Annotated in this window: 15 protein-coding genes; 7 read left to right on the top strand and 8 right to left on the bottom strand. The window is 60.5% G+C overall.

What is annotated here, in order from left to right:
• Positions 1-10: 10 nt before the first annotated feature.
• Positions 11-484, bottom strand: a complete 474-nt coding sequence (locus M5C01_RS19660) for a type II toxin-antitoxin system MqsA family antitoxin (protein WP_152740155.1) — start codon at positions 482-484, stop codon at positions 11-13.
• Positions 481-792, bottom strand: coding sequence for a type II toxin-antitoxin system MqsR family toxin (locus M5C01_RS19665; protein ID WP_121136935.1), 312 nt, complete (start codon positions 790-792; stop codon positions 481-483). Before M5C01_RS19665 ends, M5C01_RS19660 begins: the two co-directional genes overlap by 4 nt.
• A 169-nt stretch (positions 793-961) precedes the next feature.
• On the opposite strand from M5C01_RS19665, the gene M5C01_RS19670 reads away from it, so the two are divergent.
• From M5C01_RS19670 to M5C01_RS19690, 5 genes are all read left to right on the top strand, one after another.
• Positions 962-1,621: a FadR/GntR family transcriptional regulator gene (locus M5C01_RS19670; protein ID WP_152740156.1), complete on the top strand. Its 660-nt coding sequence runs from the start codon at positions 962-964 to the stop codon at positions 1,619-1,621.
• A complete protein-coding gene (locus tag M5C01_RS19675) occupies positions 1,611-2,918 on the top strand; it encodes a CynX/NimT family MFS transporter (RefSeq protein WP_152740157.1) in 1,308 nt (435 codons plus the stop codon). Before M5C01_RS19670 ends, M5C01_RS19675 begins: the two co-directional genes overlap by 11 nt.
• A 102-nt stretch (positions 2,919-3,020) precedes the next feature.
• Positions 3,021-3,491: a nuclear transport factor 2 family protein gene (locus tag M5C01_RS19680; protein ID WP_152740158.1), complete on the top strand. Its 471-nt coding sequence runs from the start codon at positions 3,021-3,023 to the stop codon at positions 3,489-3,491.
• A gap of 46 nt (positions 3,492-3,537) precedes the next feature.
• A complete protein-coding gene (locus tag M5C01_RS19685; protein WP_178129894.1) occupies positions 3,538-3,867 on the top strand; it encodes a GIY-YIG nuclease family protein in 330 nt (109 codons plus the stop codon).
• Between the two features lie 113 nt (positions 3,868-3,980).
• Positions 3,981-4,922, top strand: coding sequence for a glutathione S-transferase family protein (locus tag M5C01_RS19690; RefSeq protein WP_152740159.1), 942 nt, complete (start codon positions 3,981-3,983; stop codon positions 4,920-4,922).
• On the opposite strand, the gene M5C01_RS19695 is transcribed toward M5C01_RS19690, so the two are convergent.
• Together M5C01_RS19695 and yejK are read right to left on the bottom strand one after the other, a co-directional pair.
• Positions 4,897-5,250: a glutaredoxin family protein gene (locus tag M5C01_RS19695; RefSeq protein WP_178129895.1), complete on the bottom strand. Its 354-nt coding sequence runs from the start codon at positions 5,248-5,250 to the stop codon at positions 4,897-4,899. The genes M5C01_RS19690 and M5C01_RS19695 overlap by 26 nt on opposite strands.
• Before the next feature lie 3 nt (positions 5,251-5,253).
• A complete protein-coding gene (yejK, locus tag M5C01_RS19700; protein WP_100941832.1) occupies positions 5,254-6,261 on the bottom strand; it encodes a nucleoid-associated protein YejK in 1,008 nt (335 codons plus the stop codon).
• Positions 6,262-6,649: 388 nt separating this feature from the next.
• On the opposite strand from yejK, the gene M5C01_RS19705 reads away from it, so the two are divergent.
• Positions 6,650-6,931, top strand: coding sequence for an HU family DNA-binding protein (locus M5C01_RS19705; RefSeq protein ID WP_040064476.1), 282 nt, complete (start codon positions 6,650-6,652; stop codon positions 6,929-6,931).
• A 70-nt stretch (positions 6,932-7,001) separates the two neighbouring features.
• On the opposite strand, the gene M5C01_RS19710 is transcribed toward M5C01_RS19705, so the two are convergent.
• Positions 7,002-8,915, bottom strand: coding sequence for a membrane-targeted effector domain-containing toxin (locus tag M5C01_RS19710; RefSeq protein ID WP_248764379.1), 1,914 nt, complete (start codon positions 8,913-8,915; stop codon positions 7,002-7,004).
• 626 nt (positions 8,916-9,541) lie between these two features.
• Between M5C01_RS19710 and M5C01_RS19715 the strand changes: the two genes are divergently transcribed.
• Entirely contained in the window at positions 9,542-9,973 is a 432-nt protein-coding gene (locus M5C01_RS19715) for a hypothetical protein (protein WP_152740161.1), read from the top strand.
• Positions 9,974-10,032: 59 nt separating this feature from the next.
• Here M5C01_RS19715 and rlmF read toward each other — a convergent pair whose 3' ends face one another.
• From rlmF to M5C01_RS19730, 3 genes are all read right to left on the bottom strand, one after another.
• Positions 10,033-11,058, bottom strand: a complete 1,026-nt coding sequence (rlmF, locus tag M5C01_RS19720; RefSeq protein ID WP_152740162.1) for a 23S rRNA (adenine(1618)-N(6))-methyltransferase RlmF — start codon at positions 11,056-11,058, stop codon at positions 10,033-10,035.
• A gap of 247 nt (positions 11,059-11,305) precedes the next feature.
• Entirely contained in the window at positions 11,306-14,152 is a 2,847-nt protein-coding gene (locus tag M5C01_RS19725) for a valine--tRNA ligase (RefSeq protein ID WP_152740164.1), read from the bottom strand.
• Positions 14,153-14,303: 151 nt separating this feature from the next.
• Positions 14,304-14,720: a DNA polymerase III subunit chi gene (locus M5C01_RS19730; protein WP_152740165.1), complete on the bottom strand. Its 417-nt coding sequence runs from the start codon at positions 14,718-14,720 to the stop codon at positions 14,304-14,306.
• Positions 14,721-14,728 lie beyond the last annotated feature (8 nt).

A 14,728-nucleotide genomic window follows, 5' to 3' on the forward strand; every position in this document is an offset into this window, starting at 1 on the left:
GTTTTGTTGATCAGGTGAGTGAATGTTTCCCTTCTCTGGGGCTGGGTGGATGCCAAGGCGCCTTGCCTTCGCTGATGCTCTTGATGTCTTCGACCAGTTCAGGGTGTCGGTCCAGGAGATGCATCAGTACGAATAGAGGCTTTGGTGGATCGATTTCTGCCCTTTCATAGCGTGAGAACGCATTGTGCCCACCACCTGATAGCAGCTCCACTGCCGCGCGTTGAGTGAAGTGAAGTTTGCGGCGGATTCGCTTCATCTCGTTGGCGACTTCTCGCCTCGACTGATAGACAAGCTCGTCGCTTGCGTCTGAATAACGCTGGGCGCTTTCAGGATCAAGCTCGATCTCCGAGCAGGCCTCGCACTGCCAGCCGGACAGCCGGGGAACCGATTTTTTCAACGCTTTGAAGTCGACCTCGAAGTTCCGATCTTCAAACCAATGCATGGCGTTGTGCATGCCACAGCTGACGCAGTCCTGTCGTTTCATGACTCACTCTCCTTGAAGGAGATCACCGGAGGTCCGCCAGCAGGGCGGTAGCTCACTTTTATATAAATCAATTTGCCTGGGAGCGGATAGTGGTAAACGTCCTGCCAGATTCTGTGATCGGCGTAGGTGGTCATTGATTTATAAAGCATCCTTCTTTCCAACGATTTAATGATTTGCAGCATATCGGCGAGGGTGAACCCCATTTTTCTGCCGCCATCCCTGGCACTTAGCGTAAATGCTGTGGCGCCAAGTCTTGTCACGTCCGTCTTGATCGCCGCCAGATCGTAATGAGGTGTTTTCTTTTCCATAAGACACCTTTGATGTAGTAGAGCTTAAAATTACCCTTAAAGGGTAATTTTTAGATAGGCGGTGGATTCTCCATCTCCTGTAGGAAACGTTGGTTCTTGAACTCGCAGTCAGGTTTGGAGTAACCTTTTGGCTAATTCATCCTATGACTGGATGTTAGGGCGAGTTTCCATGTCTCAAAGCATTCCTCTTATCAAGCGCTCCCTGGTCGACCAGGCCCTGGAGCAATTGCGCGAACGCATTAGCCGTGGCACCTGGGCCGTGGGTGAGCGGTTGCCCACTGAACCGGAATTGGCCGCGGAGCTGGGCATCAGCCGCAACACCATGCGTGAAGCCCTGCGGGTACTGGCGTTTTCCGGATTGATCGAGATCCGCCAGGGCGACGGCAGCTACCTGCGGGCGACCATCGATCCGCTGGCGACCATGCAGGCGTTGTCGCGCTGTTCCCTCGACCAGGCCCGCGAGACCCGGCACAGCTTTGAGGTCGAGGCCGTCGGCCTGGCGGCGCTGCGGCGGACCGAGGACGACCTCAAAGGGCTGCGCGAGGCCCTGCATGTCTGCGGCGACCACTATCACGGCGATCTCGACAGCTACATCAGCTGTGACCTGGTGTTTCACCAGCGCCTGATCGACGCCGCGCACAACCCGATGCTCAGCGAGTTGTATCGCTACTTTTCCAGCGTGATCGCCGGCGCCCTGCGCCAGACCCTGGATATCTCCCCCCGTCGCCAATCGGTGTTCGACCTGCATGTGGCCATGCTCGAAGCGGTGGAGCAACAGGACCCCGAGCGCGCCAAGGCCTTGTGCCGGAGCTTGATCAATGAACCTTGAAAACGAGAGCCCCCTGTCCCGTGCTCCTGTAGAACCCGGTGCCGACTCGCGGCCTGTAGAGCTTGATCGACTGCTGATTGACGCCGAAGCCGATGACGATCTGGTTCAGCAACAACAACCCGTGCTGTGCCGGCCCTGGCTGTTGCTGCTGGGCCTGGTGCTGGTGGCCCTGAATCTGCGCCCGGCGTTGTCGAGCATGGCGCCGTTGCTCGGCGATGTCTCCCGCAGCCTGGGCTTGTCGGCGGCCAAGGCCGGTCTGTTGACCACCTTGCCGGTGCTTTGCCTCGGTTTGGCTGCACCTCTGGCACCGTTGCTGGCCCGGCGTTTCGGCAGCGAGCGGGTGGTGCTGGGAATTTTGCTGACCCTGGCCGGCGGGATCATCCTGCGCAGTTCCCTGGGCGAGTTCGGTCTGTTTGCCGGCAGTGTGCTGGCCGGTGCGAGCATCGGGGTGATCGGTGTGCTGTTGCCCGGTATCGTCAAACGCGACTTCGCGAAGCAGGCCGGGACCATGACCGGTGTCTACACCATGGCCCTGTGCCTGGGCGCAGCGTTGGCGGCGGGGGCCACGGTGCCGCTGAGCCAGTACTTTGCCGAAAGCTGGTCGATCGGCCTGGGGTTCTGGGTCGTGCCCGCATTGGTCGCGGCGATTTTCTGGTTGCCGCAGGTGGGGCAGAAACACGGTGCCCATCACGTGGCCTACCGTGTGCGCGGTTTACTGCGCGATCCGCTGGCCTGGCAGGTCACCCTGTATATGGGGTTGCAATCGTCCCTGGCCTATATCGTCTTCGGCTGGTTGCCTTCGGTGCTGATCGGACGTGGCCTGAGCGCCACCCAGGCGGGGATCGTGCTGTCCGGCTCGATTCTGATCCAACTGATCAGTTCATTGGCGACGCCCTGGCTGGCGACGCGGGGCAAGGATCAGCGGCTGGCGATTGTCGTGGTCATGGTGCTGACGTTGGGCGGCCTGTTCGGTTGCCTGTATGCGCCGCTCGAAGGGCTCTGGGGCTGGGCGATCCTGCTCGGTTTGGGGCAGGGCGGGACCTTCAGCCTGGCGCTGACCCTGATTGTATTGCGCTCGCGCGATGCCCATGTGGCGGCGAACCTCTCGGGCATGGCCCAGGGCATCGGTTACACCCTGGCGTCCATGGGGCCGTTCGCGGTGGGGTTGGTGCATGACCTCACCGGGGGTTGGGAGGCACTGGGCTGGATCTTCGGCGTGATCGGCCTGGGCGCCATCGTCTTCGGGCTCGGTGCCGGTCGGGCGCGTTATGTCCAGGTCACCTGCGAAAAACTCTGAATCGCCCCACACTCCCGGTATTCGGATCGCGAATGCCGATAGTCAGCCGGGCATTTGCAGACTATCGTGCAGGCGATCCTTTTACCTGCACGGAGCCCGTTCATGAGTGATGCCCACAGCGCGTTGATTACTGAGTTCTATAAAGCCTTCCAGCGGCTGGATGCCGAGGCCATGAGTGCCTGCTACACCGAGGATGTGGTGTTCAGTGATCCGGCGTTCGGTGAGTTGCGTGGCCGTGATGCTGGCGATATGTGGCGCATGCTGGCCAGCCGGGCCAAGGACTTCTCCCTGACCTTCGACAATGTCCGTGCCGACGAGCGCAGTGGTGGTGCCCATTGGGTCGCGACCTACCTGTTCAGCCAGACCGGCAATACCGTGGTCAACGATATCCATGCGCGCTTTGTGTTTCGCGACGGCAAGATCTGCGAACACCATGACCACTTCGACCTGTGGCGCTGGTCGCGTCAGGCGTTGGGGACCAAGGGCTTGTTGCTGGGTTGGACGCCCTTGGTCAGGAACGCCGTGCGTGCCCAGGCCCTGAAAGGTTTGAAGGCCTTCCAGGCGAGCCGCTAGGTTCTGCTAAGATCGCGGCCTCAATAGCGATCAAGCCCTTTGTCACGTGAACATCAGCGAAACGCTCAGTGCCGAGACCGAGCCGGCGGCGCCTGCGGTCAAACCCTGGTTTGTCTATCTGGTGCGGGCCGCCAATGGCTCGCTGTATTGCGGGATCAGCGATGACCCGCAGCGGCGGTTTGCCTCCCATCAAAGTGGCAAGGGCGCGCGCTTCTTCTATTCCAGCCCGGCGGTCGCGCTGGTGTATGTGGAGGCCTGCCGCGACAAGGGCGAGGCCCTGCGCCAGGAACGCCTGATCAAGAAATTGCGCAAGAGTGCCAAGGAAACCCTGGCGGCGGGGTTCAGTCTGGAGGCTTTTGCGGCTGCGCGGAAATGACCCGGGGCGCGGGCAATTGATACCATTGATAAGACAGCATCAGGCTGACTGGGTAGGCTGCTCACGATTTGCAGGCTAAGCTGCGGGTTCTTATTTGCCCGGCGGACTCCAGCATGTCTGAGTTGATTCTTCATCACTACCCGACCTCTCCCTTTGCCGAAAAGGCCCGCCTGCTGCTGGGTTTCAAGGGCCTGTCCTGGCGCTCGGTACATATCTCGCCGGTCATGCCAAAACCCGACCTGACCGCGCTGACCGGTGGCTACCGGAAAACCCCGGTGCTGCAGATCGGTGCCGATATCTACTGTGACACCGCCTTGATCGCTCGCCGCCTGGAGCAGGAAAAGGCCACCCCGCGACTGTTCCCCGAGGGCCGGGAACTGGTCGCGGCGACCTTTGCCGCCTGGGCCGACTCAGTGGTGTTCAGTCATGCGGTCAGTCTGGTATTCCAGCCCGAGTCGGTGGCGGTGCGCTTTGCCCGCTTGTCCCCGGAGCAGATCAAGGGCTTCATGATCGACCGCGCCGGCCTGTTCAGCGGCGGCTCGGCCTCGAAGGTTCCGTTGGAAATCGCCAAGCACCAGTGGCCGGTATTTATGGCGCGGCTGGAGCAGCAACTGCAGCACGAGGAGGGCGACTTCCTGTTCGGTGAGCCATCGATTGCCGATATCGCCATGGCCCATCCGCTGTGGTTCCTCAAGGCGACGCCGGTGACCGCGCCGCTGGTGGATGCCTATCCGGCGGTGGCCGTCTGGTTCGCCCGGGTCATGGCGTTCGGGCATGGTGCTCCGAGTGAGATGACGGCGGAGGAGGCCTTGCAGGTGGCACGCGAGTCGACGCCGGCCGCGCTGCCTGATGAGGCGTTCACTGACCCGAACGGTTTTGTCTCCGGTCAGTCGGTGATCATCGCGGCGACCGATTATGGTGTCGATCCGGTAGCGGGCGAGTTGGTGTTTGCCGGTCGCGAAGAGTTGATCGTGAGCCGTGAAGATGAGCGCGGTGGGCGGGTGCATGTGCACTTCCCACGGCTCGGCTTCAGGATCGAAGCGCGGCCAGAATAGCCTCTGGCTCATACCCACGGATCAAGGTGCCATTTACGTCCAGCATCGGAATCCCGCCGCCGCCCAGGGCCTGATAGGCCTTGCGTGCCTCGGCGTTTTTCTCGATATCGAATTCCTGGTAGGGAATGCCTTTCTGGTCGAGGTAACGCCGGGTCTGCTTGCAGTAGCCGCACCAGTCGGTGGCGTAGAGCACCACCCGGGCCTTGGCCCGGGTCTGTTCCGAGACCATCTGCCCCGGATTGAACACCCGCTCGATCTTGCCCCAGTTCTGATAGACCACCACCACCAGCAGGATCAGCAGGACCTTCTTCAGCATGCCTGTGAGCACGGCTCAGTCCTTGCGTCGCTTGAGCTGATCGGTCAGTTGAGTCGGCAGCCCCTTGATGATCAGGGTCCCGGCCTCTTCGTCATACTCGATCTTCGAACCCAGCAAGTGCGCCTCGAAGCTGATGGACAGGCCTTCGGCGCGACCGGTGAAGCGGCGGAACTGGTTCAGGGTGCGTTTGTCGGCCGGGATCTCCGGCGACAGGCCGTAGTCCTTGTTGCGGATATGTTCGTAGAACGCCCGTGGACGGTCCTCGTCAATCAGCCCGGAAAGCTCTTCCAGGCCCATCGGCTCGCCCATTTTGGCCTGGCTGCTGGCGTAATCCACCAGGGTCTTGGTTTTTTCCCGAGCGTCGTCCTCGGGCAGGTCTTCGCTTTCGACGAAGTCGCTGAAGGCCTTGAGCAGGGTGCGGGTCTCGCCCGGGCCGTCGACGCCTTCCTGGCAGCCGATAAAGTCGCGGAAATACTCCGAAACCTTTTTCCCGTTCTTGCCTTTGATAAAGGATATGTACTGTTTGGACTGCTTGTTGTTCTGCCACTCGGAGACGTTGATCCGCGCCGCCAGATGCAACTGGCCCAGGTCCAGGTGGCGCGACGGGGTCACGTCCAGCTCGGCGTTCACCGCCACGCCTTCACTGTGGTGCAGCAGGGCGATCGCCAGGTAGTCGGTCATGCCTTGCTGGTAGTGCGCGAACAGCACATGGCCGCCCACCGAGAGGTTGGACTCCTCCATCAGCTTTTGCAGATGTTCGACGGCAATCCGGCTGAAGGCGGTGAAGTCCTTACCGCCGTCCAGGTACTCCTTCAGCCAGCCGCTGAACGGATGCGCGCCGGACTCGGCATGGAAAAAACCCCAGGCTTTGCCCTGCTTGGCGTTGTAGCTTTCGTTGAGGTCGGCAAGCATGTGCTCGATGGCCTGGGATTCGGCCAGTTCGGAGTCACGGGCATGCAGGACCGCAGGGCTGCCGTCGGGTTTTTTGTCGATCAGGTGGACGATGCAATGACGGATCGGCATAGGTATCTCGGCTGATTTGTCAGGGGGAAGACGGGTTCCCCGGAAAAGCGCCCAGTGTACCGCACCCACGGGTTGAATCCGCCTTTGCACGGTCGTTCGGGCGGTATGAGCGGTTTCAGACAGCTTTTTTTTCGAAAACGAGCGCAAAAGCTGACCAAATGGCTAGGTAGAGGCGGATATTTCCCCGTCTCTGTGCTAGTTTTGCCCGGTCTTGCGCTCGGTAACGGCGCAAAGCGTGCATTCAGCAGGTGTCACGTCGAACCAAACCCCAATTCTGCTATCTACATCTGCGATCCGTCGTGGTTACTAGCGGGGGGCACAAGGCTGGCTCGATGGCTGACACTGCACTCTGCAATCCAAATGAATTTGATAGGGAAGGAACATCTCAATGGCTATTACCAAAGACCAACTGATCGCCGATATCGCCGAAGCTATCGACGCGCCGAAAACCACCGCGCGTGCCGCTCTGGACCAACTGGCCCAGATCGTTGCTGATCAATTGGAAAACGGCGGCGAAATCACTCTGCCAGGCGTTGGCAAACTGAAAGTGACCGAGCGTCCTGCCCGTACCGGCCGTAACCCGTCGACTGGCGCTGCCATCGAAATCCCTGCCAAGAAAGTGATCAAGCTGGTTGTGGCCAAGGTTCTGACCGACGCTGTAAACAAGTAAGATGCATTGAAACCGTGCCTCGGAGCGATCCGGGCACGGTTTTTTTTCGCCTGTAGGTTATGCCGCCCGGCTACTCCGGTCCGGGTGTGAGGCCGACCTGGCTGACCAGCGCCGCGCGCAACTCGTCCAGGGTGTCGAATGAGCGGCCTGCCATCACTGGCCATCGATCGCTTACCAGGGTGAAACCCTTGGCATCGTGGGTGATGGGCGTCTCGATAAGCATGCCCGTTCTGGAACAATGGGTCAGTTGGTGTTGGCCGTCCGGCGTTGTGTCGATGAAAAAATGCCCGGCTACCACTGGGTCCCGGTGACGCGGGGGGCCGACCAGTGGTCTGTCGAGGGGCAGGACCGCCACCATGCCGCGCCGATTGATCAGCGCTGCCGACAGTTCAGCAAGGCTGGCAAAGCGTTCCCTGTGTATGTTTTGCCACTGGCTGCGTTCGAGATAGAAGCTATTGTCCCGGGTTTTGACAATCGAGGTGAGCCGCGTTTTCTCGCCCTCCCGATGGACCAGATGATGGGACTGGCTTTCGGGGCGGGTATATACGAAGAAGTCGCCTTCGTTATGCAAGCGGCTGTAGGGCGGTACACCGATATAGACCGCCAGGTCGGATTGGACAAGGTATGGCTCACTGTCGAGCAATCGACCGCTCCTTCCCGGGTCAGCGGCGACCCTGATCGAGGCGCCGTCCTCGATATCCTCGATCCTGATCCCGGGCACACCCTCCAGCTCCACGAGCCCAGGGAAGCCCTGCTGTGCATTGATGTGAGACTCGCCAACCAGCGCGATCCATTTGCCGCCTTCCAGGTTGGGGGCGTCGGCCTTTATCACCAGATCGGCGTAGTAGTTCATCGCCGGGATACGATGCTGTGCACCGTCGCCCGTGCTCATCTCATAGCTGACGGCACAGTCGAGGGCCCGTATGTTGACGCCATGGCTCCGTGCCGTGATCACCAGATTGAGAAAGCTATAGGTGCCCGAGGGGTCGGTCTCGTGCCCGGTGTCCTGGATTTCAAGGTAGCGTTTCAGCGATGTCGGCATCGTTCCGCTGCGTTGATAGATATCCAGTTCAAACTGTTCGAAATCGGTTCTCAGGTGTTCCAGGTACAGGGTTTTCACGCCGTGGCGAACCAGGGAGCCCATATTCTCGATCAGCAGTTGCTTGGAGCCTATCCCTGCGTGGGTTTCAGCCAGCACCAGGCCTGGGTGATGGGAATAAATCCGGGCGAAGAGCTGCTCGGCCGAGGTGGCGAGCATCAGGTCGGGGTCCAGGGCGGGGCGCACTGGCAGCCTGACCTGGCTGAAGAATGCCGTCGCTTCGCGGATAAGCAGATCCTGGCTGTCTATGAACAGTCTTTTTGAGGCGAAGACTGCATCGTTTTGCCATGCATGTGAGAAACCACGTGACAAGCCGCGCTTCCTGGTTCTGAGTAGCTCTATATTGCCCCTGTGCATGGCGGGAATCAGATAGCGATCAAGTGTTGCCGTAGCGCTTTCAGTGCTCCATTTCGCGCTCCCCGCCACTCGGTAGAGCGTGGGGCCGGACGGCAACAGATCGCTCCTGAGCTTTGCGCGAAAGGCGCCGACACTCGCGTCATATTCGACCTGCACGACCCAATCGGTGTGGCCCTCGAGCTCGACGAACTTCTGTTGCTTGTAAAGGCGCAATCCGTTGGCATCGACCGGTGCCAGCTGTCTGGGCGCGATTCTTGAGTAGCGCTGCAGCGCATGTGGCCGAATGTCCGGCGCGAGGCTGGTCGCCCCCGGAATATCCGTCACGCTGGCCGAGGCGGTGGCGGGGCGGGGAGCAAGGGGCCCGGATGCGGTTTCGCCACCTGCGGAGGGAGGGGCGTGACTCGGGAGGCGGAGGTTGGTACTGGGGCCGGGCAGGTCGCTCGGCTGCCTGGAAGGCGATTCGCCACGGGGTCGAGCGCTGGCGGGTGAAGAGGGCGAGCCGGAGGACTTGGGGGGCTTGGGTGACATGGCGTGCTGCTCCTGGGGAATTGAGAAGAAATATTCCCAGGGCCTTGCGAGAGTAGGCTGGCTGATCCAGCCATGATGAAGAGGGTTTCTCCCTCGCCCAGCCCTGACGTTTATGTTCAGGGCCAGCTTCGATGATCGTTTACAGGTCGAATAGCCGACTAAATTGACGGCTTCCTGGTGCTTTTTGCCAGATGTCTATCGGATCGGGTGACAGCTTGTCGGCGAAATTGCGGAGCACGATCGACGTGGTAAACAAGTAAGGTGCACTGAAACCGAGCCTCGGGGCGATCCGGACACGGTTTTTTATTCTGGTTTCCGTGATTTTTGTAATGGAAATCACTCTTTGGAATGACCAGGGTTCTTGTTGAGTTCTGCTCGCAATTTACGGGTTTGCCAAACCAGCGTGTATGCCGTCGGCCTGACGGGAAAATATCAGACTTCAGCCTCTTGCACACCTGTCATATTTGACAGGTGTGCAAGAGGCACAACCGTGCTTATATATTCGGGTGGAAGGCGTTGTTGAACGGTTCTATCAAATATATTTTTTATGTGGTTTTGGATGAGGCCGGTTGTGTTTATGTGTTGCCTTCTTGGGCGAATAATATAACTACCGAGAGGTCCAAGATATGTCTACTACGTCGAAAAAAATCACTTCAAGAGAGCTGGAACCAGTCTCCTTTCTTGATGCCAATCACCTGGGTCTTATCGATTGTTCAAGCCGTCCTTGGGAGGGGATCAGGGTGCTGGTGCCGCCGATTGACGGCGCGATGGCAGGAGATAGAGTGACTCTGGATTGGCAAGGGTATCGGAGTTTCAATGGCACGGAGCCGATTCCTGAGACCAAGGCGGAGTTTCATCACACCCTCGCAGCTGCTGATCTTGGGAGAGCCGTTTTGTTTACAGTGGGGCCCTTTGATAAGGTCATCGCGCCCATCAGAAATGGTTCGGCTATTGCTCATTATAAGGTGGAGCATGCGGGGAATCCCAATTTTTCTCCAGAAAAGCTTGTTGGTATTGTTCTAGAGTTACCGGGTGGTGGCATTTGCAATGGACGCTGAGGGGACTTGAGTTTTAAGTGTTAATAAGATGGGCCGTTAATAACGGCCCATTTCCTTGGCTAACTTGGATTTATCCAGCGCTCTTGGCGCCATGTGCGTTGTTGCGCTTTGTCCTGGAAGGTCCAGGCGACGAAACGGCTCTGTTTCTGACCCTGGGACATCTCCACCACCTTGCTCTCCAGGGCGCCGGCTTTCTTCAGGGCCGCTTCGATGGCCGGCAGGTTCGAGGCCTTTGATACCAGTGTGCTGAACCACAGCACCTGGCTCGACAACGGCTGGCTTTCGCCGATCAGTTGGCTCACGAAGCGTGCTTCGCCCCCTTCACACCACAATTCCGACGCCTGGCCGCCGAAGTTCAGCACGGGCAGTTTGCGCTTGGGATCGGCCTTGCCCAGGGCGCGCCATTTGCGCCGGCTGCCGTTTTGGGCTTCGTCCAGGGAGGCGTGAAACGGCGGGTTGCACATGGTCAGGTCAAAATGTTCGGTGCTTTCCAGCAGACCGCTGAGGATGTGCTTCGGATTGGCTTGCAGGCGCAGGCTGATGGCCTTGTTCAGACCGTTGGACTGGACGATGGCCTTGGCCGCGGCCAGCGCGGTCTTGTCGATGTCTGAACCGAGAAACTGCCAGCGGTAGTCGCTGTGGCCGATCAGCGGGTAGATGCAGTTGGCGCCGACGCCGATATCCAGCACGCGTATGGCCGCTCCACGAGGGATATTGCCCTCGTTGTTTTCGCCCAACAGGTCGGCGAGGAAGTGCACATAGTCGGCACGACCCGGTACCGGCGGGCAGAGGAAGTCCGCCGGGATGTCCCAGTGGGCGATGCCGTAGAAGGACTTGAGCAGGGCACGGTTGAACACGCGCACGGCGGCCGGGTCGGCGAAGTCGATGCTTTCCTTGCCATAAGGGTTGAGGACCACGAACTGGCCCAGTTCGGGGCTGCTCTTGATCAGCTGCGGGAAGTCGTAGCGGCCCTGATGGCGGTTGCGCGGGTGCAGGCTGGCTTTTTCCCGCGGCTCGACGGCCTTGGCCGGGGTGGCGGGCTTGGGTTTCTTGCGTGGGGCTTTGGGTTTGCTCGGGGCGGTCATGGGCTGGGTCGATTCGGGCAGGGCTTGGAATGGCGGGTATTGTCCCATATTCATCGGGACTGACGCGCAGGGCATTGTAGTGAACGCAGTCCTTGTAGGAGCATGGCTTGCCAGCGAAGAGGCCCGTGAGACCGCTAAAAGCTTCGCGGGCAAGCCCTGCTCCTACAGGTTTGTGGTGTTTGGAAGTATGCGGCAGGCATGAAAAAGGGAGGCCCGAGGGCCTCCCTTGTTCAGTCAATCGCCACGCTTACAAGCTGGCGATCCGCGCATGTTGCTCGGCCAGCTTGCCCAGGGCCTGTTCGGCCTCGGCCAGCTTGGCGCGTTCCTTCTCGATGACTTCGGCCGGAGCCTTGTCGACGAACGCGGCATTCGACAGCTTGCCGCCGACCCGCTGCACTTCACCTTGCAGACGCTGGATTTCCTTGTCCAGGCGCGCCAGTTCGGCGCCCTTGTCGATCAGCCCGGCCATCGGCACCAGCACTTCCATCTCGCCCACCAGAGCAGTAGCGGACAGCGGTGCTTCGGCGCCTGCGGCCAATACAGTGATCGACTCCAGCTTCGCCAGCTTCTTGAGCAGTGCGTCGTTCTCGGTGAGGCGACGCTGGTCCTCGCTACTGGCGTTCTTCACGAACACGGCCAGCGGCTTGCCCGGACCGATGTTCATCTCGGCGCGGATGTTGCGCGTGCCGAGCATGAGGGTCTTGAGCCATTCGATATCGCTTTCGGCCGCCTCGTCGATGCGTGCTTCGTTGGCCACCGGCCACGGTTGCAGCATGATGGTCTTGCCTTCAGCCCCGACCAGCGGCGCCAGGCGCTGCCAGATTTCCTCGGTGATGAACGGCATGAACGGATGCGCCAGGCGCAGCGCCACTTCCAGCACGCGCACCAGGGTGCGACGGGTGCCGCGCTGGCGTTCGACCGGCGCGTTCTCGTCCCACAGCACCGGCTTGGACAGTTCCAGGTACCAGTCGCAATACTGGTTCCAGATGAACTCGTACAAGGCCTGGGCGGCCAGGTCGAAGCGGAACTGGTCGAGCTGGCGGGTCACTTCGGCTTCGGTGCGCTGCAACTGCGAGATGATCCAGCGATCGGCCAGGGACAGCTCGAAGGATTCGCCGTTCTGGCCGCAGTCTTCGCCCTTGTCGAGCACGTAGCGCGCGGCGTTCCAGATCTTGTTGCAGAAGTTGCGATAGCCTTCGACGCGGCCCATGTCGAACTTGATGTCACGACCGGTGGAGGCCAGCGAGCAGAAGGTGAAGCGCAGGGCGTCGGTGCCGTAGCTGGCGATGCCTTCGGCGAATTCGGCGCGGGTCTGCTTCTCGATGGCTTTCTGCAGCTTGGGCTGCATCAGGCCGGTGGTGCGTTTCTGCACCAGGTCTTCGAGTTCGATGCCGTCGATGATATCCAGCGGGTCGAGGACGTTGCCCTTGGACTTGGACATCTTCTGGCCCTGGCCATCACGCACCAGGCCATGGACGTAGACGGTCTTGAACGGTACCTGCGGGGTACCGTCCTCGTTCTTCACCAGGTGCATGGTCAGCATGATCATCCGGGCGACCCAGAAGAAAATGATGTCGAAACCGGTCACCAGCACGTCGGTGGGGTGGAAGGTCTTGAGGAAGTCGGTCTGCTCCGGCCAGCCCAGGGTGGAGAACGTCCACAGACCCGAACTGAACCAGGTGTCGAGAACGTCGTTGTCCTGTTGCAGCGCAACGTCCGGGCCGAGGTTGTGCTTGGCCCGTACTTCGGCTTCGTCGCGACCGACATAGACCTTGCCCGACTCGTCGTACCAGGCCGGAATCCGGTGGCCCCACCACAGCTGGCGGCTGATGCACCAGTCCTGGATATCGCGCATCCAGGAGAAGTACATGTTTTCGTATTGCTTGGGCACGAAGGCGATGCGGCCGTCTTCCACGGCGGCAATGGCCGGCTCGGCCAGGGGCTTGGTCGACACGTACCACTGGTCGGTCAGCCACGGCTCGATGATGGTCCCGGAGCGGTCGCCTTTCGGCACTTTCAGGCCGTGGTCGTCAACGCTGACCAGCAGGCCGGCGGCGTCGAAGGCGGCAACGATCTGCTTGCGCGCTTCGAAACGGTCGAGGCCGGCGTATTCGGCCGGGATCTTGCCGTCGATGCTGTCGTTCAGCGTGCCGTCGAGGTTGAACACCTGGCAGGCTGGCAGGACGGCGGCGTTCTTGTCGAAGATATTCAGCAGTGGCAGGTTGTGGCGCTTGCCGACTTCATAGTCGTTGAAATCGTGGGCCGGGGTGATTTTCACGCAGCCGGTGCCGAATTCAGGGTCGCAATAATCGTCGGCGATGATCGGGATACGGCGGCCGACCAGGGGCAGCTCGATAAATTTGCCGATCAGGGCCTTGTAGCGCTCGTCTTCCGGGTTGACCGCCACGGCGGAGTCGCCGAGCATGGTTTCCGGGCGGGTAGTGGCGACGATCAGGTAATCCAGGCCGTCGGCGGTCTTGGCGCCGTCAGCCAGTGGATAACGCAGGTTCCAGAGGGAGCCTTTCTCGTCGTGGTTTTCCACTTCGAGGTCGGAGATCGCCGTGTGCAGCTTGGTGTCCCAGTTGACCAGGCGCTTGCCGCGATAGATCAGGCCATCTTCGTGCAGGCGCACAAAAGCTTCCTTCACCGCTTCCGAGAGGCCGTCGTCCATGGTGAAGCGCTCGCGGCTCCAGTCCACGGACGAGCCCAGGCGGCGGATCTGCCGGCTGATATTGCCGCCGGACTGATCCTTCCATTCCCAGACCTTTTCCAGGAATTTCTCGCGGCCCAGGTCGTGACGGTTCTGCCCTTGGGCTTCGAGCTGACGCTCCACCAGCATTTGCGTGGCGATCCCGGCGTGGTCGGTGCCCGGCTGCCACAGGGTGTTGCGACCCTGCATGCGACGGAAACGGATCAGGGCGTCCATGATCGCGTTATTGAAACCGTGGCCCATGTGCAGGCTGCCGGTGACGTTCGGCGGCGGGATCATGATGGTGTAGGCGTCGCCGGTGCCTTGCGGGGCGAAGTAATTCTCGGACTCCCAAGTCTGGTACCAGGAAGTTTCAATGGCGTGCGGCTGGTAGGTCTTATCCATGCGCGGCGGGACCCTTAGGCATTAATTCAGGAAAGCCGACAAGTATAACGGGGATATGGCGCGGGGCGTAGAGCGAGGTGAGCGCTGATGGCACAAAAATGCCCGCTGGCGCCAGCGGGCAGGCCCTGCTTCTACACGGAGGGCGTGCAGGTCAGGAAGGATACTGGCTGAGCAGGCGTTCCATACGGGCGTCCAGGCGGCGCTTGATCTCGGTTTCGATATGTGGGGCGAAGTCGTCGATCACGTCCTGCATGATCAATTGCGCGGCGGCGCGCAGTTCGCTGTCCAGGTGCAGCAAGGCGTCCTGGTTCTTCTGTTTGGCGGGTTCCGCTGCGACGACTACCGGTGCCGGTTTCGGCTCGGCCACAGGCGCGGCGACAACCTCGGGCTGAACCTCGACCTTGGTTTTATTACCCACCATGTCGAACAGCAGGGGGATCTGCCCTTCGCTGGCGACCGTTTCGGTCAGCAGCGGCGGTTGCAGGGTGTCATCGCCCAACAGCTTGCGGATCGATTCAAGCTCGTCCAGCAGGGGCGCGGCTTTTTGCGGTTGTTTTGGAGTGTCCATCGGGGTGC

Origin of the sequence: Pseudomonas sp. MWU12-2319, assembly GCF_023242525.1 — a bacterium.
GTDB lineage: Bacteria > Pseudomonadota > Gammaproteobacteria > Pseudomonadales > Pseudomonadaceae > Aquipseudomonas > Aquipseudomonas gingeri_D.

Bases quoted from the DNA above. Each gene is read 5' to 3' on its own strand.
- M5C01_RS19660 (WP_152740155.1), bottom strand. From the start codon at position 484: ATGAAACGACAGGACTGCGTCAGCTGTGGCATGCACAACGCCATGCAT.
- M5C01_RS19665 (WP_121136935.1), bottom strand. From the start codon at position 792: ATGGAAAAGAAAACACCTCATTACGATCTGGCGGCGATCAAGACGGAC.
- M5C01_RS19670 (WP_152740156.1), top strand. From the start codon at position 962: ATGTCTCAAAGCATTCCTCTTATCAAGCGCTCCCTGGTCGACCAGGCC.
- M5C01_RS19675 (WP_152740157.1), top strand. From the start codon at position 1,611: ATGAACCTTGAAAACGAGAGCCCCCTGTCCCGTGCTCCTGTAGAACCC.
- M5C01_RS19680 (WP_152740158.1), top strand. From the start codon at position 3,021: ATGAGTGATGCCCACAGCGCGTTGATTACTGAGTTCTATAAAGCCTTC.
- M5C01_RS19690 (WP_152740159.1), top strand. From the start codon at position 3,981: ATGTCTGAGTTGATTCTTCATCACTACCCGACCTCTCCCTTTGCCGAA.
- yejK (WP_100941832.1), bottom strand. From the start codon at position 6,261: ATGCCGATCCGTCATTGCATCGTCCACCTGATCGACAAAAAACCCGAC.
- M5C01_RS19705 (WP_040064476.1), top strand. From the start codon at position 6,650: ATGGCTATTACCAAAGACCAACTGATCGCCGATATCGCCGAAGCTATC.
- M5C01_RS19710 (WP_248764379.1), bottom strand. From the start codon at position 8,915: ATGTCACCCAAGCCCCCCAAGTCCTCCGGCTCGCCCTCTTCACCCGCC.
- M5C01_RS19715 (WP_152740161.1), top strand. From the start codon at position 9,542: ATGTCTACTACGTCGAAAAAAATCACTTCAAGAGAGCTGGAACCAGTC.
- rlmF (WP_152740162.1), bottom strand. From the start codon at position 11,058: ATGACCGCCCCGAGCAAACCCAAAGCCCCACGCAAGAAACCCAAGCCC.
- M5C01_RS19725 (WP_152740164.1), bottom strand. From the start codon at position 14,152: ATGGATAAGACCTACCAGCCGCACGCCATTGAAACTTCCTGGTACCAG.
- M5C01_RS19730 (WP_152740165.1), bottom strand. From the start codon at position 14,720: ATGGACACTCCAAAACAACCGCAAAAAGCCGCGCCCCTGCTGGACGAG.